The organism is Mycolicibacterium parafortuitum (assembly GCF_002086815.1).
GTDB lineage: Bacteria > Actinomycetota > Actinomycetes > Mycobacteriales > Mycobacteriaceae > Mycobacterium > Mycobacterium parafortuitum.
This window is the reverse complement of record NZ_MVID01000004.1, coordinates 191,349-211,859: the sequence shown is the minus strand read 5'-3', so window position 1 is coordinate 211,859 and position 20,511 is coordinate 191,349. Positions and strand designations below refer to the sequence as shown.

Genomic DNA, 20,511 nt, shown 5'->3' with positions numbered 1-20,511 from the left:
GACGTGGACGTACTCTGGTCCACGTGCGATTGCAGCGACAGGTGGTGGATTACGCCCTGCGGCGGCGGTCCCTGCTCGCCGAGGTCTACTCGGGGCGCACCGGTGTCTCGGAAGTCTGTGACGCCAACCCCTATCTTCTGCGGGCGGCCAAGTTCCACGGCAAGCCCAGTTCTGTGATGTGCCCCATCTGCCGCAAAGAGCAGCTGACCCTGGTCTCGTGGGTATTCGGGGATCACCTCGGCGCGGTGTCGGGGTCCGCGCGCACCGCCGAGGAGCTTGTCTTGCTGGCCACCAAATACGACGAATTCTCCGTACACGTGGTGGAGGTGTGCCGCACGTGCAGCTGGAATCACCTGGTCAAGTCGTATGTGCTCGGCGCGGTGCCGCCCCCGAAGGGGTCACGCGGCCCGCGTCGCACCCAGACCGCGCGCGGTGCGGCGCGCACGGCCAGTGAATAGCGAAGGGCGCCACCACTCATCGGCCGATGACGCTCAGGATGGGCGTCGCGCGGCCGAGAGCATCGGCGCCAGAAGACCTGCCCCGCGGCCCAACGTCCCCCCGCCGCCCCGGCCTGCCGGCCACGCGGGACCGCCGCGCCCACCGAGGCCCGATGGTCAGCGTCGCTCGCCGGGGGTGCCGCCCGATGACCGGCACACCCAGGTGTTGCCGCCAGTGCGCGACGGCGCGCCGCCGCCACCGACCCGCGACCCGATCGACGCCGTCAAGAGCGCGCTGGACTCCCGGGCCCGGCGCAGGCCTGCGCGCCAACCGGACCGGCCCGCGCCGCCGTCGCCTCCCGCACCCCCGCCGCCCCCCGGCCGCGGTGGCGGTGGTGGCCCGACCGGCGGCGACGGACCGTCGGGGCCGCGGCGCAGCCTGCGCGAGCAGATCAACTGGACGTGGGTCCGGCGCGGATCGCTGATCGCCGCGGTGGTGCTGATCGTGCTGCCGCTGCTGACGTTCGGGATGGCGTACATGATCGTCGACGTCCCCAAACCCGGGGACATCCGCACCGCGCAGGTGTCGACGATCCTGGCCAGCGACGGCAGCGAGATCGCGAAGATCGTTCCGCCCGAAGGCAACCGGATCGACGTCAACATCGACCAGATCCCGGTGCACGTGCGTGACGCGGTGATGGCGGCCGAGGACCGGGACTTCTACTCCAACCCGGGCTTCTCGTTCACCGGCTTCCTGCGCGCGTTCAAGAACAACATCTTCGGCGGGGATCTGCAGGGCGGCTCGACGATCACCCAGCAGTACGTGAAGAACGCGTTGGTCGGTGACGCCCGCTCCGGTGTCGGCGGTGTCATCCGCAAGGCCAAAGAGCTGGTGATCTCGACGAAGATGTCCAGCGAGTGGTCCAAAGACCAGGTGCTGCAGTCTTACCTGAACATCATCTACTTCGGCCGCGGCGCCTACGGGGTCGCCGCCGCCGCGCGGGCCTACTTCGGAAAGCCGATCGAGGAGGTCACGGTCTCCGAGGGGGCGCTGCTGGCCGCGCTGATCCAGCGCCCGTCGGTGCTCGACCCGGCCGTGGATCCGGACGCGTCCGCGGTGCGGTGGAGCTGGGTGCTCGACGGCATGGTGCAGATCGGCGCGCTGTCGCAGGAGGAGCGCGCCGCGCAGGTGTTCCCGGCGACGATCCCCCCGGATCAGGCCTTCACGCAGAACCAGACCACCGGTCCGAACGGTTTGATCGAGCGCCAGGTCGTCAACGAGTTGATGGACATCTTCGACATCAACGAGCAGACGCTGAACACCGAGGGCCTGCAGATCACCACGACGATCGACCCGAAGATGCAGGAGGCCGCCGTCGACGCGGTCGAGGAGTATCTGGAGGGCGAGGACCCGGACATGCGATCGGCCGTCGTGTCGATCGATCCGAAGACCGGCGGGGTCAAGGCCTACTACGGCGGCTCGGACGCCAACGGCTTCGACTTCGCCCAGGCCGGTCTGCCGACCGGGTCGTCGTTCAAGGTCTTCGCGCTGATCGCGGCGCTCGAGCAGGGGATGGGGCTCGGCTACCAGGTCGACAGCTCCCCGCTGGAGGTCGACGGCATCAAGATCAGCAATGTCGAGGGCGGCAGCTGCGGCACCTGCAACATCGCCGAGGCGCTGAAGCGTTCGCTGAACACCAGCTACTACCGGCTGATGCTCAAGCTCAAGAACGGCCCGCAGGACGTCGCCGACGCCGCGCACAACGCCGGTATCGCCGAGAGCTTCCCGGGTGTCGAGCACACGCTGTCCGAGGACGGCGAGGGCGGACCGCCCAACAACGGCATCGTGCTGGGGCAGTACCAGTCCCGGGTCATCGACATGGCGTCGGCGTACGCGACGATCGCCGCGTCGGGCACCTACCACAAGCCGCATTTCGTGCAGAAGGTCGTCAACGCCGAGGGGCAGGTGCTCTTCGACGCCGGCCAGGAGGACGACTCCGGTGAGCAGCGCATCGACAAGGCGGTCGCCGACAACGTGATCGCCGCGATGCAGCCGATCGCCGCCTATTCCGGACGCGGCCTGTCCGGCGGCCGCCCGTCGGCGGCCAAGACCGGCACCAACCAGCTCGGCGACACCGGCCAGAACCGCGACGCGTGGATGGTCGGGTTCACCCCGTCGCTGTCCACCGCAGTCTGGGTGGGCACGGTCGACGGCACCAAGCCGCTGGTGACCTCCGGCGGCGCCTCGGTCTACGGTTCCGGCCTGCCGGGGCAGATCTGGAAGTCGACGATGGACGGTGCGCTCGACGGCACCGACAACGAATCGTTCCCGAAGCCCGAGGAGATCGGCGGCTACGCCGGTGTCCCGCAGGCCCCGCCCCCGCCGAGCACCACGGCGCCGCCGACCCCGTCGGAGACCGTGATCCAGCCGACGCTGGAGATCGCGCCGGGCATCACGATCCCGTGGGGCCCGCCGACCACCGTGCCCGTCGCGCCCCCGCCGGGCGGCGCGCCGCCAGGCCCGGAGGGTGTGCCCGGAGCGCCGGTACCGCCGGCCGACCAGGTGCCGCCGCCGGGAGCACCGGTGGCCCCCGGCGTGCCGCCCGGTCCGCTTCCGCCTCCGTGACGGCCGGCGTCGACGACGAGGCCGAGCGGACGTCACCCGCGCCGACGGCCAAAGACCTCCGCAGCCTCGACGCCCGCGACATGCCCAGCCGCACCGACACCATCGGCGCGGCGCTCTCGGAGACCATCGGCGGGCCCGTCGGCCGGCACGCGCTGATCGGCCGCACCCGGTTCATGACCCCGCTGCGGGTGATGATCATCATCGCGCTGGTGTTCCTGGCCCTGGGTTACTCGACCAAGGCCGCCTGCCTGCAGACCACCGGCACCGGCACCGCCGATCAGCGGGTCGGCAATTGGGAGAACCAGCGCGCGTACTACGAGCTGTGCTACTCGGACACCGTCCCGCTGTACACCGCCGAACTGCTGAACCTGGGCAAGTTCCCGTACAAGTCCAGCTGGGTGGAGACCGAGGCCGACGGCACACCGCGCATCCAGTACGACGGCGAGCCCGCGATCCGCTACATGGAGTATCCGGTGCTGACCGGGCTCTACCAGTACCTGTCGATGACGGTGGCCAAGACGTATACGGCGTTGACCAAGCTGGTGTCGGTGCCGGTCATCGCCGAGGTGGTGATGTTCTTCAACATCGCCGCGCTGGGGCTGGCGCTGGCCTGGCTGACGACGCTGTGGGCCACGGCGATGCTGGCCGGCCCGCGCCGCATCTGGGACGCCGCGCTGGTCGCGGCCTCACCGATCGTGATCTTTCAGATCTTCACCAACTTCGACGCGCTGGCCACCGCGTTCGCCGCCGGCGCGCTGCTGGCCTGGGCGCGGCGAAAACCGGTGCTGGCCGGGGTGCTGATCGGGCTCGGGGTGGCGGCCAAGCTGTATCCGCTGCTGCTGCTGGTGCCGCTGGCGCTGCTGGCGGTACGCACCGGGCGGCTGCGCGAGGTCGCCAAGACGACCGCGGCGGCGGTAGGCGCCTGGTTGGTGGTCAACCTGCCGATCATGGTGCTGTTCCCGCGCGGATGGTCGGAGTTCTTCCGGCTCAACACCCGTCGCGGCGACGACATGGATTCGATCTACAACGTGGTGAAGTCGTTCACCGGCTGGCGCGGGTTCGACCCCGAGCTCGGGTTCTGGGAGCCGCCGGTGGTGCTCAACACCGTCACCGCGGCGCTGTTCGCGGCGTGCTGCATCGGCGTCGGCTACATCGCGCTGACCGCGGCGCGGCGGCCGCGGGTGGCCCAGCTCGCGTTTCTGGTGGTGGCCGCGTTCCTGCTGACCAACAAGGTGTGGAGCCCGCAGTTCTCGCTGTGGCTGGTACCGCTGGCGGTGCTGGCGTTGCCGCACCGGCGGGTGTTGTTGGCGTGGATGACGATCGACATGCTGGTCTGGGTGCCGCGCATGCTCTACCTGTTCGGCGAGCAGAACATGGGGCTGCCCGAGCAGGCGTTCACCGCGACGGTGCTGCTGCGCGACATCGCGGTGATCACGTTGTGCGGCTTGGTGATCCGCGAGATCTACCGGCCACGGCTGGATCTGGTCCGCCAGAACGGCGTCGACGATCCGGCCGGCGGGGTGTTCGACCGGGCACCGGACGCGCCGCCGCGGTGGCTGCCGGACTGGCTGCGGCCGACGCCCCGGCTGGTGGCGGATCCGGCGCGCTGAGCGACCATGGGCGTCGTTCTGCGCGCCCGATCCGGCGGTGATTTCGCAGATCAGCGCCCCGGCCTGTAACCTGGGCAGGTTGCCGACGCAGGCGACCCTCCTGCCGCGGACACGCCGCGGCCGATCAGACCGAAGGAGGTGATGGGTTCCTTATGCGTCCATACGAAATCATGGTCATCCTCGACCCCACACTTGACGAGCGCACCGTAGCTCCGTCGCTGGAGACGTTCCTGAACGTCATCCGCAAGGACGGCGGCAGTGTCGACAAGGTCGACATCTGGGGACGTCGTCGTCTGGCGTACGAGATCAAGAAGCACGCCGAGGGCATCTACGCGATCATCGACGTCAAGGCCGAGCCGGCCACCGTGTCCGAGCTCGACCGTCAGCTGAACCTGAACGAGTCCGTGCTGCGGACCAAGGTCATGCGGACCGAGAAGCACTAGTCGAAGTGCACTGACGGGCTGTGCTCGTCGGAGCAGTTCCGTAGGCTCGCCTGCGACTGCTCTCGCACGCCGCCAACATCCAGGAGGACCTTGTGGCTGGTGACACCATCATCACGGTCATCGGAAACCTGACCGCTGACCCCGAACTACGGTTCACGCCTTCGGGCGCGGCCGTCGCGAACTTCACGGTCGCGTCGACCCCGCGCATGTTCGATCGCCAGACGAATGAGTGGAAGGACGGCGAAGCGCTGTTCCTCCGCTGCAACATCTGGCGCGAAGCGGCCGAGAACGTGGCCGAGAGCCTGGTTCGCGGTAGCCGGGTCATCGTCAGTGGCCGGCTCAAGCAGCGTTCGTTCGAGACCCGCGAGGGCGAGAAGCGCACGGTGATGGAGCTCGAGGTCGACGAGATCGGCCCGTCGTTGCGCTACGCGACGGCGAAGGTCAACAAGGCCAGCCGCAGTGGTGGCGGTGGCGGCGGATTCGGTGGCGGCGGCGGCTCACGCCAGCCCGCCAACAGCGCTCCGGCCGAGGATCCGTGGGGCAGTGCGCCCGCATCCGGGTCCTTCGGCGGCGCTGACGAAGAACCGCCCTTCTGATCAACAACCTCATCGAGTGATTTCTAGAAAGAGATAGACAATGGCGAAGTCCTCCTCCACGAAGAGGCGCCCGGCTCCGGAAAAGCCGGTCAAGACACGCAAGTGCGTGTTCTGCTCCAAGAAGGGGCAGACCATCGATTACAAGGACACCCAGCTGCTGCGTACCTACATCAGCGAGCGTGGCAAGATCCGCGCCCGCCGGGTCACCGGCAACTGCGTTCAGCACCAGCGCGACATCGCGATCGCGGTGAAGAACGCACGCGAGGTCGCCCTGCTGCCGTTCAGCTCGTCGACGCGATAGGGGCCGAAGAGATGAAACTGATTCTTACCGCTGAGGTCGAGCACCTGGGCGTCGCCGGCGACGCCGTCGAGGTCAAGGACGGCTACGGCCGCAACTACCTGCTGCCCCGCGGGCTGGCGATCGTCGCCACCCGCGGTGCCCAGAAGCAGGCCGAGGACATCCGTCGCGCCCAGGAGCTCAAGGGCGTCAAGAGCCTCGAGCACGCCAACGAGCTCAAGCAGGCCATCGAGGCGCTGGAGAACGTCGAGCTGTCGGTCAAGACCGCCGGTGACTCGGGCAAGCTCTTCGGCTCGGTGACGGCTGCCGACGTCGTGGCCGCCATCAAGAAGGCCGGCGGCCCGAACCTGGACAAGCGGACGGTCGACCTGCCCAAGGCGCACATCAAGACGACGGGCGACCACTCGGTCACCGTGCGCCTGCACCCCGACGTGAATGCGTCGCTGACGTTGAGCGTCGTCGCAAGCTAGCCAACTTCGGCTCGAACGGCCGGGTGTCGATCCTTCGGGGTCGATGCCCGGCCGTTCGGCGTTTCTCGTGGCGAACTTTTCTGACCAAAGCGATCCCAGCTAACCTAACCGACTGTTAACCTGCTGGGCCCCGCAGGGAAACACAACACGCCCGGGACGGAAACCCGGCACGACACGCCGGACGATTTCCCATCCACAGGTGTTCACCCCGTCTATGGTCGCCCCATCTGCGGAAACAGGATCCAGGGCGAGGTTTATCAACAGGTTCTCCCCAGCGCCTCAACATGCTCCACCAGAGCTATCCACACACCATCCACAGGATCATCAACAGGATGCGTTTGCGTCCAGGCCAGCAACGTCTAGCGTTGTCCGTCGCAGGGTTGGTTGCGCTTCCCCGCGGGGGGCTTGTCGGAGGCTGTGTCTAGCATCGCGACGGTAGCTTCGAACGTTTGTTCACATGCGATCGAGGAGGGAGAGGCGCCGCGTGGCTGTCGTCGATGACCGGGGTCGTCCGGGTGAGTACTCGGAGACGGAGCCGCCTCCCGGTGAAGACTTCGGGCGCCAGCCTCCGCAGGATCCCGCGGCCGAGCAGGCCGTGCTGGGCGGCATGCTGCTGAGCAAGGACGCCGTCGCCGACGTGCTGGAGAAGCTGCGTCCGAACGACTTCTACAAGCCGGCCAACCAACTCGTCTACGACGCGATCCTCGACCTGTACGGGCGAGGGGAGCCCGCCGACGCGGTCACCGTCGCCGCCGAACTCGACCGGCGCGGTCTGCTGCGCCGCGTGGGCGGGGCGCCGTATCTGCACACGCTGATCTCGACGGTGCCGACGGCGGCCAACGCGGGCTACTACGCCGAGATCGTCTCGGAGAAGGCGCTGTTGCGCCGGCTCGTCGAGGCGGGCACCCGCGTGGTGCAGTACGGCTACGCCGGCGCCGACGGGGCCGACGTCAACGACATCGTCGACCGCGCGCAGGCCGAGATCTACGACGTCACCGAGCGCCGCGCGGCCGAGGACTTCGTGATCCTGGAGGAGATCCTCCAGCCCACGATGGACGAGATCGACGCGATCGCGTCCGAGGGCGGAGTCTCCAAGGGTGTGCCGACGGGCTTCACCGACCTCGACGAGCTGACCAACGGGCTGCACCCGGGTCAGATGATCGTCGTGGCGGCGAGGCCTGGTATGGGCAAGGCGCTGAAGCTTGACACCCCGCTGCCGACGCCCACGGGATGGACCACGATGGGCGAGGTCAAGGTCGGCGACCTGCTGATCGGCGCAGACGGCAAGCCGACGCGGGTGGTCGCGGCGACCGACGTGATGGTCGGCCGACCCTGCTACGAGGTCGAATTCTCCGATGGGACGGTCATTGTCGCGGACGCCGAGCATCAGTGGCTGACCGAGACGCGGGCGTCGCGGAAGTCGTCCGCGATCCGTACGACCCGTGAGCTCGCCGCGACACTGGGTTCAGATCATTCCGTCGCCAACACCGCACCCATTCAGGGCGCGGCAGCGGATCTGCTGATTTCGCCGTACACGTTGGGTGCGTGGCTCGCAGACGGGACGTCGGCGGCCGCCCAGATCACCACGGCCGACCCGGAGATTCTGATGCAGATCGAGGGGGAGGACCGCGGGCTGTCGAGTGCGAGCCTGCGAGCGATCGGAGTCCTCGGCAACAAGCACATCCCGATCGAGTATCTGCGGGCGTCGGAGGTCCAGCGCCGGGCGTTGTTGGCGGGTCTCCTGGATACGGACGGCACGGTCACCAACGGCGGTGCGATCCAGTACACCGGCACCAATCGTCGCCTGGTGGAGGACGTCGCCGAGCTGATCGTGTCGCTCGGGTACCGATGCCAAACGATGAAGAAGTCGGTGCCCGGCCGTAGCGCCGACAGCTCGGTCGCCTACACGCTCAACTTCAGCACCGACCACACGGTTTTCGGGCTGCATCGAAAGGCCGTGCTACACAAGGAGCGTCGGCGCAGCACCAGCACCGTTCGGTCCGGGTCGCGGTTTATCACCGATGTACGCCAAATTGCGAGTGTGCCGGTCCGGTGCGTCGAGGTGGACAACGAGGACCACATGTACCTGGCGGGGCGGTCCATGATCCCGACCCACAACTCCACGCTGGGCCTGGATTTCATGCGGTCCTGCTCGATCAAGCACCGGCTGCCGAGCATCGTGTTCTCGCTGGAGATGAGCAAGACAGAGATCGTGATGCGTCTGCTGTCGGCGGAGGCGAAGATCAAACTCGCCGATATGCGCTCGGGCCGGATGAGCGATGACGACTGGACGAAGCTGGCGCGCCGCATGAGTGAGATCAGCGAAGCGCCGTTGTACATCGACGATTCGCCGAACCTGACGATGATGGAGATCCGGGCGAAGGCGCGGCGACTCAAACAGAAGGCTGACCTGCGCCTCATCGTGATCGACTACCTGCAGCTGATGACCTCCGGTAAGCGCGTCGAGTCCCGTCAGCAGGAAGTCTCCGAGTTCTCAAGGCAGATCAAGCTTTTGGCCAAGGAGCTGGAAGTTCCGGTGGTCGCGATGAGCCAGCTGAACCGTGGCCCGGAGCAGCGCACCGACAAGAAGCCGATGCTGTCGGACCTCCGCGAGTCGGGATCGATCGAACAGGACGCCGACATGGTGATCCTGCTGCACCGGCCCGACGCTTTCGAAACCGACGATCCCCGCGGCGGTGAGGCCGACCTGATCGTGGCCAAACACCGTGCGGGACCGACGCGAACGGTCACCGTGGCGCACCAGCTGCACCTGTCGCGGTTCTCGAATATGGCGCGGTAGGGGACAAAGCTGTAGGTTCTCACGGATCGCGGCGGACTCTGACAGGTGATGGCGGATCCGCCAGCCGCTTACCTGCGACCGCCGTGTGTGCAGCGCCTGCCCAGCCGAAGCCACTGACTGACAGCGCTGCCATAGCGCTGCATGGCGTGCGGTCGGAATCCGACAGCGCGCAAGGGTTGATTCACAACGGATATGGGGGTCGGCCGGTGCCGCTGATCATCAGGTGTCCGTCAGCAGTCCGTTCGACGAGGCGTCCGAGGGCGTCGTGGTCGTCCATGCGCAACCGCACCGGCTCGCCGGCAGGCTTCACATGGTCGGGTGCGTCGAACACAGTGCCCTGCCAGTGATAGTGCCCGTCGAAGGGATTGACTGATCCCTTGAGGCGCACTCGCACCGCGTGCCGCGCCTCGCCGACGATCAGATCGGCCGCCCCGGTGTAGACGCCGTCATGGCCGACGGCACTCACAGGAAGTGGCTCCGCTTCCACATCCGGCGGGCCAACGGACCCATCAAACCCAACTCCTCCAAAAACTCGCCCAGCGATGCGAAGCCCAGCTTCTGCACATCGTGAAAGTGCTTGTTGGCCCGCGCTTGTCGTTGTGCGGCGGCTCCGTCGAGCCCGACCCGCTGATAAAGGCCGCGCCGAGTGAAGTTCTTCAGGTACAGCGTGGCGCCGAGCCCGTGCAGGTTCGCCAGGATCCATCGGGTACGCAACGGCATCTCGGCGACGTCGCGGCGGATTCCGTCACGCGCGAACTGGATGTGGCGCGCCTCCTCGGTCACGTGGATCCGCATCAGCCGCTGCACCAGCGGCTGTACTTCCTGACCGTCCTCCAGGATCCTGCGCTGTAGGGCGTCGAAGATCTCTTCGCCTACCAGCGCCGCGATCCACAGCATCGGACCGCGGAAGATGAACGGCATCGTGTTGACCGACCGCGCGTGACGTCCGGTCGGCCAGAACGGTTCCACCCCGATGCGCCTGATCGCCTTGCCGAACATGAGCATGTGTCGGGCCTCGTCACCGAGTTCGGTCAGCTCGTAGAAGGTGCTGCCCGCCGTCGGTGAGGAACGGATCATGCCCCGCAACAGTGACTGGTTGAGCATGTTCTCGAACCAGATGCCCATCGACAGGTAGTTGACGAGTTCGTGGCGCGACAGGTCGATGCGCTGCTGCACACTCATCTGCTCCCACAGCCGCGTCCCGTACAGGGAGGACATCTGCGGCGGCAAGAAGTACTTGTCGTCGGCCAGCGGGGCGGCCCAGTCGATGTCGACGACGGGCTCGTAGGACTTCTTCGCTGACCCCTTGAGCAGCCGCACCGCAACCCCTTCCCTGTCGGGGCGGCTCACGATGGGGGCAGGAGTGGCGGTCATGTCGCCATTGTCGATGTCCAGTGGGGGCAGGGTCTCGCCCACAGCGGCTAATCTTTGGCGCCCGCATTGACCTTTTCGGTCAGTCACCCCGGGAGGGGCCCTACTATCGCGGTATGCCGGAAGCGCGCAGCGACGCGACGAGAACCGTCGAACTGCCGCTGCGGACGCTGGAGGCGATGCGTACCGGACTTCCCGCGCTCATCGACCGGATGGTCGAAGCGGTCACCGCCGAGGTGCCGTCATTGGCCCAGGCGGCTCAGGAATCCTGGCGGCCGATCATCGACGCGTCGGCGGCCCAGCTGTTGAGTTCACTCATCGACGGCCTCCGCCCGGCGGCAGGCGCGGGTGCGGCGGTGCCGATGCAGGAGGTGCTCGACACCGCTCACCGGTTCGGCCGGCGCGAGGCCCGCAACGGTCGACCGCCGGAGGTTCAGCTGGCGGCCTATCGGGTCGGTGCCCGCGAACTGTGGCGCGACTGGAGTGCGCTGGCTGCTCACGACGGTGTGGACCGCGACCAGATCAGCGCCTTTGCCGAGATGTTCTTCGCCTACCTCGATCTGATCTCCGCGGCCGGAGTCGCGGGCCACGCCGAGGAACAGGCCAGGTCGGGTCTGGACCGTGAGCGCCGGCGCGAGCGCCTGGTTCGAATGCTGTTGGGTGACGCGACTTCCGGGGAACTCGACCTGGCAGCCGAGTACGCATCATGGGCCACACCGCGGACGTTGACCGCGGTCGCCATACCCAGCGCTCCGCAGCGCGGACGCGCCGCCGTCACGACGGATCCGCGCACGCTGCACGTCCCGCACGACGCGATCGACTCACACATCGGTCTCCGGGTCATGCTGGTCTGCGACGTCGGAGGTGCAGCGCGCCCGTCGTTCCTGGCTTCCCTCAACGGGTCCGGTGCCGTGGTGGGGCCCGCCCGCGACTGGAAGAACGCCAAATCCTCGATTCGACGGGTGATGCGCGCTGTGCACGTGCGGTCCACCGACTCTGCGGCGGTGCTCGACACCGAAGAGTTTCTTCCGGAGTTGGTCGTCAGCGCCGACGCCGAGGCCCTCGCGGACCTTCGTACGCGCGCGCTCGCACCACTGGTCGATCTCTCTGAGGCGGCCCAAGAGCGGCTCACCGAGACATTGCGGTCGTGGTTGCTGCACCACGGGCGCAGAGACGACGTGGCCGCCGATCTGTTCGTGTCTCCGTCGACAATCCGATATCGGCTACGACAGCTGCGTGAGGCCTACGGCGAGCGACTGCGCGATCCGCGGGTGATCGCCGAGCTGACAGTCGCTCTGGCAGCAGGGTCGGACATACAAGCGGGACGCCAGGTCACGACTCCACCGATCGAAGGAGAAGATCGATGTCCGATGCCATAGCGAGGTTGATGCACCAGAACCTCATGGCGGTCTTCAATGAGCGCGACGAGGTCAAACGCAGGATGGCCATCGACAGCACCTATACCGCGGACGTCCGCTGGACCGACGCCGAGGGGGTCACCACCGGGCGCGAGGCGCTCGAAGCCAAATGCGCGGCGTTGCAGTCCGGTTTGGGGGATCTTCAGTTCGAACCGGACGGCTCGGTCCACGAGCTACCCGGCTTTGCCCACCTCGCCTGGAAGTTGGTCAATCCGGCCGACGGGCAGATTCAGATGAGCGGCTTCGACGCCGTTCTCGTCGAGGACGGTCTGATCTCGGATCTGTGGACGGTACTCATTCCGCCGACGGGCGCGTAGCCGCGCGCCGTCGTGCCTGCACCGCCACCCGAATGGGCGGGCCCTACGTAGGGAAATCCGCGCTACGAGAGAGCTTTTCGCTCGCCCGGATGTCGGCCAAGGTCTGCTCCAGCGTGTCGACCACGGCGTCGTATCCGCTGTTGCCCAGAACCAGCCGAGGCGGAGACCAATCCTGTTCCATCGCGGCGATCACCGCACGGGCACCGCGGTGCGGATCGCCGGGCTGCTTACCGTCCATCTCGACGAAGGTGGCGCGCACCTGCTCGAGCATCTCGTGGTAATCCGGAATCGGCTCCGCGACAGGCTCATCGGCGAAGCCGGCATAGGCGTTGGTGCGGAACGCCCCGGGCTCGACTGCGAGCACCGAGATGCCCTGCCCGGCCACTTCGTCGCGCAGCGCGTCGGTGACGGCCTCGATGGCGAACTTCGTCGCGCTGTAGTAGCCGAACCCCGGTGCTGCCACCAGCCCGGCCACCGAAGACACGTTGACGATCCACCCGCTGCCGCGGGCGCGCATCCCCGGCAGCGCCGCACGGACCACCGTGAGCACCGCGAAGAAGTTCAGCTCGAACATCGCCCGCACCGAGGACTCGTTCATCGCCTCGATCGATCCGAACCAGCCGCGGCCGGCGTTGTTCACCAGGACGTCGATGCCGCCCATGTGCTCTTCGGCTGCGCGCACCGCTTGGCGCACCTGCGCCGCGTCGGTGACGTCCAACGGCACGACCAGAGCGCGGTCGCCGTACTGGTCGGCCCATGTCGCCAGCTCGTGCGGGCGCCGGGACGTGAGCACCACGCGGTCGCCCGTCTCGAGGGCCGCCTCGGCGAACGCGACGCCGAAACCGCCGGGCGTGCCACCGGTGATGAACCATCTCCTGCTCATGGCTCGATCACCACCCGGCTGATCAGCTCCCCGTCGAAGGTGAAACGGTAGTGCAGGTCGGCGACGCCGCCGGGGAAGTCGCCCTCCAAGTGTTGCCCGACCTCGACAGTCGTACCGGGCCGCCGTTCGAATACTGTCGCGCCGGTGAATTCGGTGGTGTAGGTGTACTCGCTGGCCGCAGTCGCGATCCAGTTCCCGATGTCGTCATGTCCCTTGTAGTCGTGGCCCTCGTCGGTGACGACGGCATCGATGGTGAGGGTGGCCAGCGCTTGATCCACCTGGCGGGCATCGAGCGCGGTCATGAACGTTCTTACGGTGTCCGGGAGTGCATCCCAGTGTGTGGTGTTGGTCATGACGCCACGATGGAGGTTGCCGTTAGGGGAAGGTCAACCCCAGGGCGCAAAAATTTTCGCGACGCGCCGTGATGTTGCCCTTCCCCCAGGGGGAGAGTGCACGATGGCGTCACCCGCCACGGCAGGGGCAGCAGATCGCAGAGGAGGACGCCATGGGCGCACGGGTTTCGATCGGCGATTTCGCCGTGATGACCAGCCTGAGCAGAAAGGCGCTACGGCACTACCACGACAGCGGGATCCTCGAACCAGCACACATCGACGCCCACACCGGTTACCGCTTCTACGACACCAGCCAGGTCGATCATGCCCACATCATCCGCCGGTTCCGATCACTCGGGATGTCCATTCCCGACATCAAGGCGCTGCTGACAACCGACGACGCCGCGGCCCGTACCCAGATCATCACCACCCATCTCGAACAGATGGAGGCGCAGCTGCAGCAGACTCGGGACACCGTGGGCGCGCTGCGCGAGTTGCTTTCCCCCGTTCACGTCCCCGCCCACGTGGAGGTGCAGCACAAGCCGGCGCTCGCCGTGTGGTCCGTCGGTGCCACCGTCGACGTTTCCGATATCGACGACTGGTTTGGCGCGGCGTTGACCACACTGCGCGACGCGGTTGCGGCGGCGGGGAGAGAGCCTGTGCTGGTCGTGCCGGGAGGCCTCTACGACCGAGCCCTGTTTCTCGAATCACGTGGCGCAGCGACGATGTTCGTCCCCGCTCCAGAATCCGCGGACCCGCCCGACGGCGTCCTCGCCGAGGTCTTGCCTCCGGCCGAGTTCGCGGTGCTCACGCACGCCGGTGGCCACGACGGCATCGACCGCAGCTACGCGGCGCTCGGACGCTACGTGAACGAGCATCTGATCAGCCATCAGGGACCGATCCGTGAGCACTACCTCGGCGCGACGCCTTCGAATCCGATGACGTTCAGCGCCACGGAAATCTGTTGGCCGATCTTCAGCACCACCGCGCCGCCGCACTGAAAGTCGAATCAGATCAGGACTGACCGCCGAGGGTGGCGTCGACGCCGCTGAGGGTGATCTCGAACGGCCCCTGTTGCTTGTCGAGAATGTAGACCGATATCTGGTTGATGAGCGACGGGTCCATTGTCCGCGGCGCATCGGGTGCGGGATCAAAGCGCATCCCGACGGGCTGGAAGCCCGTGACGGGCAATTCATAGGTTCGCTGGACGCCGGCGTCGGTGGTGAAGCGCTGGATGTAGGACCAAGGCTGCCCTTCGATGCCCGCCTCGAGGACGTAGGTCTTGCCGTCACCCTGTCCGCGCACGCGCAGCGATGTCGCGCCTGCCGCCAGTCGCCCGAGGGTGGGGTCCTGGGGGCTGCGGGCCGAGGCGAAGCCGCCGTTGTTCGCCAGCGAGATGGTGCCCGAGAACACGAGGCCACCGTCTCCGAACGCGACCTGCGAGGTGGATACACCACCCATGACGGGGTCGTTGACCGTCGTCCAGGTGGCCACCTCGCCGGGATCGTCGAGGTCGACCAGAACGACGTCGGTCCCTTGCGATTCCGCTGTCGGCGAGGTCGTCGGCTCCTGGGCATTGGCGGGTTGCTCGGTGCCTCCGCAGGCCACCACCAGGAGTGCCGAGCAGGCGACGGCGATGCCGGCGAGCCGGCGCTGTGACAGGTGGCCTTTGCGCATTCTCAACACCCACTCGGTTCGGCGGTCATCTCTCGGCTTCGCATCGGCATGCCGTCGATCACGGCGTAGATGGTGCGCAGATCCGGTACGTCGGTGACGCGAAATTTCTCGCCGCCATCTTTCCCGATCAACACGACCGCGAAGTCGTTCCCGCCGATGCCGAATCGGTCGGCCAGGCGCTGGGCCTCCTCGGCGCCGATCACGCGACCGTCGAGCATGCTGGTGCCTTCGGTCACGGCCCGGCCAAGCACCATGTCCCGAGCGACGAAGTCACATCGGGCCGCCGCGATTCGGCTCATCGTGTCCGCGAGGCGGGGGTCGGTGTCCGTCGGAGCGAACACCAGCAGGGGGCGACGCTCCCAGCGGTAGTCCTCGAGTCCGGCAGCCGCGGCGGTCGCGGATCCGAGCGCCACCGCGGCCAGGATCACGACCAGCACGAGTGCCGATCGCCGGGCATGGAGTGGGGTCGCCATAGTGCTTCTCGAGCTTACGCACCGACGCGGCGGCCACCCCGGCTCGCACGGTGACACAAAGATGACCAGATTCCCGAAACTGTCTGCTCCACCGCTGTGCTGCTTTACCTTGAGCCCGACTGCAGCAACGTGGTCGTCAATATCGAAGGTTGGGGAAATCTATGGCACAGCTGTCAGCGTGGATGGGTGCAGGCGTGGTGGCGGCGGGCGTGTCCGCGGCGATGATCGCCGGGGCCGACACCGCAACCGCCGATACCGGCTCCGGGACGACGGGCGGCACCGCCGGTGCGTCCGACACCGCCGCCGAGCGCCACAGCGCGAAGCCGCCGAAACGCGAAACCGAGGATGCCGACACCACGGACTCCGACACCAAGGACTCCGACACCAAAGACGCTGACACCAAGGATGCTGACGCAGACTCGGAGGACGCTGGCGTCGATGACGCGGAGGCCGGCGATGCCGATGCCGACGACGCATCCGATCCGGCCGAGGAGAGCGTGGAGCCGGACGTCGAGGTCGGCCCCGGCCCGGACCCTTCCGGCGCCACGCCCGTGGTCGACGACGAAGACACGACCGAACCCGAGTCGAATGCTGCACAGCCTGTCGGCACCACCGAGCTGCCAGAAGACCAGACCAAGGCCCCCGCTTCGACCGACCCACAACCCGCGCAGGACGCCGCTTCCCCCGAGCCGCAGAGCGCTCTGTCGGTCGACCAGGTTGCCGCCCAACGGGTCTCGGCGACCGTCGAGGCGTCGGCTACCTCGGCCGTCTCGGCCGAGGCGCCGTCGCGCACGCTGCAGGACGTGCTGCAATCCCTGTTCACCGAGATCATCGGGGCGGCCATCCGGTTCGTCGCCGGCCCGCCGGTGGTCCCGGCGGGCGTCAACGTCACGGTGCGCACTTCCCGGCTGGAGATCACCGAAGGACGCTTCGTCAGCGCGCACTGGTACTACCCGGACGGTACCGAACTACCGGAGCGGTTCATCTACCTGCAGCACGGCTTCCGGGGCGTCGGCGCCATGTACAGCAAGACCGCATCCTGGCTGGCCGAGCGTACCAACAGCATCGTCGTGGTCCCGACGCTGTCCTCGAATCCTCTTGTGCGAGATGGGTTCTGGCTTGGCGATGACCAGGTGTACCGCGCGACTGCCGATCTTCTCCTCGGGGATCGCGACGCGCTCATGGCCAGCGCGGTGGCCGCGGGCTTCGCCCGCAAGTACGGCGCCGAGGCCACGCTGCCGCAGCGGTTCACCCTGGTCGGCCATTCACTGGGTGCGGGGGTCGCCGCGGGTGCCGCCGGCTACTACGCCGATGCGGTCGAGGCCAGTGGCGCGGTCAACCAGCTGGCCGGGATCGTCACACTCGACGGCGCGCCCCCCGGGTCGGTGCTGGCTGATGCTCTCGACAAGCTGGAAAGTCTCGGCGCCTACGTGCCGGTGATCGAGCTCGGTGCCCCCCGGAAGGACGGCACGCCGCGCCGGGTCGATGCGGCGCTCAACGACCACCGGCCCGGGCACTTCAACGGGGTGGTTCTCGACGACGGGCAGCATCTGGATTCGATGCAGGGCGGAAGCTGGGCCATCCAGCTCATCTCGTATCTCAACCAGGGGTTTCCGACCGAGCAGAACAAAGAGGCCGCACAGACTCTGATCGCGGGGTGGATCAACGACATCTTCGCGGGCCGGATCGATTCGTCGACGGGTGTGTGCGCGGGCGAGGGGTGCGCGGGAATCTACGACGAGCCCGGGCAGGCGGTATCGGTGGAGACTGCGAAGGGGGCCGCCACCGGGGTGGTGATCGGTACGCAGGTCGCTCTGGAGAGGACCGAGTTCCGCCCTCCGGCGGTGACGTCTCTGGTGTCGAGGCGCTCGACCGCGTTGCGTCTGGCGATCGCGGGGTGACCTGGGGCTTCAGAGGTCGAGCGCCTCGATCGTGGCCCCCGGGTTGGGGCCCAGCAGTGCGGCCAGCCGCGGGCTGAGATCTCGGCATGCGCCCAGCAGCGGCCCCACCAGGCGCGAAAGCGCCTGAGGCCGCACGCGCTCTGCGGGCCCGGCGATCGTCATGGATCCCAACACGATTGGTGCAGTCGCCGGATTATCGGGTGTGGCCAGCAGGGGTACCGAGACGCCGTTGACACCGGGATGATTCTCGCCGTAGGACGTTTCATACCCCCGGTCGCGAATGGCGGTGAGCTGCTGGGGCGTCACACCGTCCAAGTCGACGTCGGCAAGCTCCGTCTCGGGCAGGTAGGCCAGGATGATCCGGCCACTGGCGCCGGATGCCAGCGGTGAGCGCTCCCCGAGCACCCCGGCCGGGTCGAGGAGCGGCCCTGAGCGCGCCGGCACGCCCAACACCAGCACCCGAAAGTCGCCGGCCCGCAGGTGCACCACGGCGGCCTCCCCGCTGACGGCCGCCAGCCGGGCGACGATCGGGTGCATCAAGCGCAGCATGGCCGGTCGCGGACCGATGACAGTCGCCAGCGCCAACGCCCGGCTGGCCAACCGGTAGCCGGACCGGCCGAGATGGTGCACGTAGCCCTCATGTTCGAGTGCCTGCAGAATGCGGAACGCGTTCGACTCCGAGAGGCCGGCGCGGGCGGCGACATCGCGCAGCGTCGCCGGTTGGCGCATCCCGGCGAGGGTGTCCAGCACATGCAGCCCGCGCAACGCGGTCGAAGCCACCAGCCGATCGTACTTGCCGATTGCGCAAGTTAACTGGCGTCGGCCGCACCTGTTCTCTGCACTGGGTGCATGACCACATTCACCGAGCATCCCCCGGCAGTAGACACAACCGGCCACGGTCCCAGCGCCCCCGACGGCCCGACGGGCCGGCTGGTGAACTGGGTGGGCACCCTGGAATGGGACCAGGTGCCCGACCCGGTCCGGACGCGGGCGGCCCACCTGGTTTTGGACGGCCTCGGCTGCGCGCTGGTCGGGGCGCAGCTGCCCTGGTCGCGCATCGCCACGGATGCCGTCTTGGGTGTCGAGGGCCACGGTGCTGCGGCCGTCATCGGGACCGGGCGGACCACCACCCCGTCCGGCGCCGCACTGCTCAACAGCACCTTCATCCAAGGCTTCGAGCTCGACGACTTTCATCCCGTGGCACCGCTGCACTCGGCCTCACTGCTGATTCCGGCACTGCTCGCGACGGCGGCGCACCTGGACCGACCGGTGAGCGGGCAGGATCTGCTGACGGCGGCGATCGTCGGCTTCGAGACCGGCCCGCGGATCGGCTACGCACTGGGCGGCACCGAGATGTTGTCCCGCGGCTGGCATTCCGGTCCGATCTTCGGCGGGATCGCCGCCGCGCTCGCCGGCGGCAAGCTTCGCGGGCTCGACGGCGAGCAGCTCGAGGACGCGGTCGGCTTCGCCGCCACCCAATCCGCGGGACTGATGTCTGCCCAGTACGAGGCGATGGGTAAGCGGATGCAACACGGTTTCGCCGCCCGCAACGGCTTCTATTCCGCCGCGCTCGCGCAGTCCGGCTACACCGGCATCGATCAGGTCCTGGAGCGTCCCTACGGGGGCTTCCTGGCCGTCTACGGCGAGGGCCATCACCCCGACGCCACGGCGATCACCCGCGGTCTCGGCGACGACTGGGAGACCACCGCCATCATGGTGAAGTCCTGGGCGGTGATGGGCGGCCTGCACGGTGTGGTCGAGGCCGCCCGCACTCTTCGAGATCGCCTGGCCGGCCGCACGATCGAGCGCATCGACATTCGCGTCGGCGACGTCGTCTACCACCACGGCTGGTGGCAACCGCAGCGGCCGCTGACGGCGATCGGCGCCCAGATGAACATCGGTTACGCCGCCGCGGTCACGTTGCTCGACGGTGTCGCGTTACCGCAGCAGTTCACCGCCGAGCGCCTCGACGCCGACGATGTGTGGCAGCTGCTGGAGCGCGTCCACGTCGAATTGGACACCGGCATCGACGCATTGCCGCCGATGGAGCGCTTCCAGACGCATCTGACACTGACCTTCAGCGACGGCAGCACCGAGACCGCCTCGGTGATCGCGCCGCACGGCAACCCGTCGGATCCGGTCACCGACGACGAGATCGTGGACAAGTTCCACAACCTCGTCGAGCCCCTCATGCCCGGGGACCGTGCCGACGCGATCGAGCGCGCGGTCCTCGCGCTGCCGGAGGCCGACGACGTCGCACCGCTGGTGGAGCTTCTATCCGGTCCGGTCGGAAGGGGACTGGATCTGAGACGCGGCGCATGAGTAACCTCGGCTGCCTGCTCCGCGGAGTTCGGGCCGGTGGTCACCGCAGCAGGCTGGCGGGCATCGACGTTCCCGAGACGATCGTCGTCACCAGCGATGCCTTCGACGATGGCGGAACCATCCCGGTCGAGTACGCCGGTAAAGGCTTGGGCGACAACCGATCACCGGCGCTGCACTGGTCCGGTGTGCCCCACGGCACCGAGGCGCTGGTGCTGATCATCGAAGACGACGACGTACCGCTGCCCCGCCCCCTGACGCACACGATCGCGATCCTCGATCCCAGGACCGACCACATCGACGCGGGTGCACTGCAACCCATCAGCACCGAGATCCGGTTCATCAAAACCCCGCTTGGACAGGGATATTCAGGGCCACGTCCGATACCCGGTCACGGTTGTCACCACTACCGCTTCCATCTGTTCGCACTGAATGCCCCGGTGCCCGCGACCGTCACCACCAAAGGCCGACTCTTGCGGTCGATGAGCGAGCACGCGATCGCTCGCGGCACGCTGACCGGTGTCTACCAGCGGCCCTGAC

General features: G+C 67.7%; 21 protein-coding genes. 14 read left to right on the top strand and 7 right to left on the bottom strand.

Annotated features, from left to right (window positions below):
* Nucleotides 1–23: 23 nt before the first annotated feature.
* From BST38_RS07510 to dnaB, 8 genes are all read left to right on the top strand, one after another.
* A complete protein-coding gene (locus BST38_RS07510; RefSeq protein WP_083142634.1) occupies nt 24–458 on the top strand; it encodes a DUF5318 domain-containing protein in 435 nt (144 codons plus the stop codon).
* Nucleotides 451–3,063, top strand: coding sequence for a transglycosylase domain-containing protein (locus BST38_RS07505; protein WP_435404618.1), 2,613 nt, complete (start codon nt 451–453; stop codon nt 3,061–3,063). Before BST38_RS07510 ends, BST38_RS07505 begins: the two co-directional genes overlap by 8 nt.
* 80 nt (nt 3,064–3,143) lie before the next feature.
* The gene (locus BST38_RS07500) at nt 3,144–4,673 is read left to right on the top strand and encodes a glycosyltransferase family 87 protein (RefSeq protein ID WP_083142770.1); all 1,530 of its coding nucleotides are present in this window, start codon (nt 3,144–3,146) and stop codon (nt 4,671–4,673) included.
* A gap of 152 nt (nt 4,674–4,825) precedes the next feature.
* Nucleotides 4,826–5,116: a 30S ribosomal protein S6 gene (rpsF, locus tag BST38_RS07495; protein ID WP_083142632.1), complete on the top strand. Its 291-nt coding sequence runs from the start codon at nt 4,826–4,828 to the stop codon at nt 5,114–5,116.
* Between the two features lie 92 nt (nt 5,117–5,208).
* Nucleotides 5,209–5,712: a single-stranded DNA-binding protein gene (locus BST38_RS07490; RefSeq protein ID WP_083142631.1), complete on the top strand. Its 504-nt coding sequence runs from the start codon at nt 5,209–5,211 to the stop codon at nt 5,710–5,712.
* A 40-nt stretch (nt 5,713–5,752) separates the two neighbouring features.
* The gene (gene rpsR, locus BST38_RS07485; protein WP_083142630.1) at nt 5,753–6,013 is read left to right on the top strand and encodes a 30S ribosomal protein S18; all 261 of its coding nucleotides are present in this window, start codon (nt 5,753–5,755) and stop codon (nt 6,011–6,013) included.
* 11 nt (nt 6,014–6,024) lie between these two features.
* The gene (gene rplI, locus BST38_RS07480) at nt 6,025–6,480 is read left to right on the top strand and encodes a 50S ribosomal protein L9 (RefSeq protein WP_083142629.1); all 456 of its coding nucleotides are present in this window, start codon (nt 6,025–6,027) and stop codon (nt 6,478–6,480) included.
* Nucleotides 6,481–6,964: 484 nt separating this feature from the next.
* Nucleotides 6,965–9,280: a replicative DNA helicase gene (dnaB, locus tag BST38_RS07475; RefSeq protein WP_083142628.1), complete on the top strand. Its 2,316-nt coding sequence runs from the start codon at nt 6,965–6,967 to the stop codon at nt 9,278–9,280.
* A 181-nt stretch (nt 9,281–9,461) separates the two neighbouring features.
* On the opposite strand, the gene BST38_RS07470 is transcribed toward dnaB, so the two are convergent.
* Nucleotides 9,462–9,746, bottom strand: a complete 285-nt coding sequence (locus tag BST38_RS07470) for a DUF4873 domain-containing protein (RefSeq protein WP_083142627.1) — start codon at nt 9,744–9,746, stop codon at nt 9,462–9,464.
* Nucleotides 9,743–10,654 carry an AurF N-oxygenase family protein gene (locus tag BST38_RS07465; RefSeq protein WP_083142769.1) on the bottom strand — a complete coding sequence of 304 codons (912 nt, stop codon included), beginning with the start codon at nt 10,652–10,654 and terminating at the stop codon, nt 9,743–9,745. Before BST38_RS07465 ends, BST38_RS07470 begins: the two co-directional genes overlap by 4 nt.
* A 113-nt stretch (nt 10,655–10,767) precedes the next feature.
* Here BST38_RS07465 and BST38_RS07460 point away from each other — a divergent pair, with 113 nt between their 5' ends.
* Both BST38_RS07460 and BST38_RS07455 read left to right on the top strand, forming a co-directional pair.
* Nucleotides 10,768–12,030 (top strand): PucR family transcriptional regulator, encoded by a 1,263-nt coding sequence (locus BST38_RS07460; protein ID WP_083142626.1) that lies wholly within the window; start codon nt 10,768–10,770, stop codon nt 12,028–12,030.
* Nucleotides 12,015–12,386 (top strand): nuclear transport factor 2 family protein, encoded by a 372-nt coding sequence (locus BST38_RS07455; protein WP_083142625.1) that lies wholly within the window; start codon nt 12,015–12,017, stop codon nt 12,384–12,386. Before BST38_RS07460 ends, BST38_RS07455 begins: the two co-directional genes overlap by 16 nt.
* Before the next feature lie 43 nt (nt 12,387–12,429).
* On the opposite strand, the gene BST38_RS07450 is transcribed toward BST38_RS07455, so the two are convergent.
* Complete coding sequence (locus BST38_RS07450; RefSeq protein WP_083142624.1) at nt 12,430–13,269, bottom strand: oxidoreductase; 840 nt, start codon at nt 13,267–13,269, stop codon at nt 12,430–12,432.
* A complete protein-coding gene (locus BST38_RS07445; RefSeq protein WP_083142623.1) occupies nt 13,266–13,622 on the bottom strand; it encodes a nuclear transport factor 2-like protein in 357 nt (118 codons plus the stop codon). The genes BST38_RS07450 and BST38_RS07445 overlap by 4 nt, the downstream gene beginning before the upstream one ends.
* Nucleotides 13,623–13,774: 152 nt before the next feature.
* Between BST38_RS07445 and BST38_RS07440 the strand changes: the two genes are divergently transcribed.
* Nucleotides 13,775–14,602 carry a MerR family transcriptional regulator gene (locus tag BST38_RS07440; protein ID WP_083142622.1) on the top strand — a complete coding sequence of 276 codons (828 nt, stop codon included), beginning with the start codon at nt 13,775–13,777 and terminating at the stop codon, nt 14,600–14,602.
* A 13-nt stretch (nt 14,603–14,615) separates the two neighbouring features.
* On the opposite strand, the gene BST38_RS07435 is transcribed toward BST38_RS07440, so the two are convergent.
* Together BST38_RS07435 and BST38_RS07430 are read right to left on the bottom strand one after the other, a co-directional pair.
* Nucleotides 14,616–15,278, bottom strand: a complete 663-nt coding sequence (locus BST38_RS07435) for a CIA30 family protein (RefSeq protein ID WP_083142621.1) — start codon at nt 15,276–15,278, stop codon at nt 14,616–14,618.
* Nucleotides 15,279–15,280: 2 nt separating this feature from the next.
* Nucleotides 15,281–15,751, bottom strand: coding sequence for a DUF4174 domain-containing protein (locus BST38_RS07430; protein ID WP_083142620.1), 471 nt, complete (start codon nt 15,749–15,751; stop codon nt 15,281–15,283).
* Between the two features lie 161 nt (nt 15,752–15,912).
* Here BST38_RS07430 and BST38_RS07425 point away from each other — a divergent pair, with 161 nt between their 5' ends.
* Nucleotides 15,913–17,652, top strand: coding sequence for a hypothetical protein (locus BST38_RS07425; RefSeq protein WP_083142619.1), 1,740 nt, complete (start codon nt 15,913–15,915; stop codon nt 17,650–17,652).
* A 9-nt stretch (nt 17,653–17,661) separates the two neighbouring features.
* Here BST38_RS07425 and BST38_RS07420 read toward each other — a convergent pair whose 3' ends face one another.
* Nucleotides 17,662–18,432, bottom strand: a complete 771-nt coding sequence (locus BST38_RS07420; RefSeq protein WP_083142618.1) for an IclR family transcriptional regulator — start codon at nt 18,430–18,432, stop codon at nt 17,662–17,664.
* A 69-nt stretch (nt 18,433–18,501) separates the two neighbouring features.
* On the opposite strand from BST38_RS07420, the gene BST38_RS07415 reads away from it, so the two are divergent.
* Nucleotides 18,502–19,974 (top strand): MmgE/PrpD family protein, encoded by a 1,473-nt coding sequence (locus tag BST38_RS07415; RefSeq protein ID WP_083142617.1) that lies wholly within the window; start codon nt 18,502–18,504, stop codon nt 19,972–19,974.
* Nucleotides 19,971–20,510 (top strand): YbhB/YbcL family Raf kinase inhibitor-like protein, encoded by a 540-nt coding sequence (locus BST38_RS07410; RefSeq protein ID WP_083142616.1) that lies wholly within the window; start codon nt 19,971–19,973, stop codon nt 20,508–20,510. Before BST38_RS07415 ends, BST38_RS07410 begins: the two co-directional genes overlap by 4 nt.
* Nucleotide 20,511: the final 1 nt, after the last annotated feature.

Coding starts and splice junctions, on each gene's coding strand:
- BST38_RS07460 (WP_083142626.1), top strand. CDS start 10,768: ATGCCGGAAGCGCGCAGCGACGCGACGAGAACCGTCGAACTGCCGCTG.
- BST38_RS07450 (WP_083142624.1), bottom strand. CDS start 13,269: ATGAGCAGGAGATGGTTCATCACCGGTGGCACGCCCGGCGGTTTCGGC.
- rplI (WP_083142629.1), top strand. CDS start 6,025: ATGAAACTGATTCTTACCGCTGAGGTCGAGCACCTGGGCGTCGCCGGC.
- BST38_RS07455 (WP_083142625.1), top strand. CDS start 12,015: ATGTCCGATGCCATAGCGAGGTTGATGCACCAGAACCTCATGGCGGTC.
- BST38_RS07425 (WP_083142619.1), top strand. CDS start 15,913: ATGGCACAGCTGTCAGCGTGGATGGGTGCAGGCGTGGTGGCGGCGGGC.
- rpsF (WP_083142632.1), top strand. CDS start 4,826: ATGCGTCCATACGAAATCATGGTCATCCTCGACCCCACACTTGACGAG.
- BST38_RS07440 (WP_083142622.1), top strand. CDS start 13,775: ATGGGCGCACGGGTTTCGATCGGCGATTTCGCCGTGATGACCAGCCTG.
- rpsR (WP_083142630.1), top strand. CDS start 5,753: ATGGCGAAGTCCTCCTCCACGAAGAGGCGCCCGGCTCCGGAAAAGCCG.
- BST38_RS07410 (WP_083142616.1), top strand. CDS start 19,971: ATGAGTAACCTCGGCTGCCTGCTCCGCGGAGTTCGGGCCGGTGGTCAC.
- BST38_RS07445 (WP_083142623.1), bottom strand. CDS start 13,622: ATGACCAACACCACACACTGGGATGCACTCCCGGACACCGTAAGAACG.
- BST38_RS07500 (WP_083142770.1), top strand. CDS start 3,144: ATGCCCAGCCGCACCGACACCATCGGCGCGGCGCTCTCGGAGACCATC.
- BST38_RS07430 (WP_083142620.1), bottom strand. CDS start 15,751: ATGGCGACCCCACTCCATGCCCGGCGATCGGCACTCGTGCTGGTCGTG.
- BST38_RS07465 (WP_083142769.1), bottom strand. CDS start 10,654: ATGACCGCCACTCCTGCCCCCATCGTGAGCCGCCCCGACAGGGAAGGG.
- BST38_RS07435 (WP_083142621.1), bottom strand. CDS start 15,278: ATGCGCAAAGGCCACCTGTCACAGCGCCGGCTCGCCGGCATCGCCGTC.
- BST38_RS07415 (WP_083142617.1), top strand. CDS start 18,502: ATGACCACATTCACCGAGCATCCCCCGGCAGTAGACACAACCGGCCAC.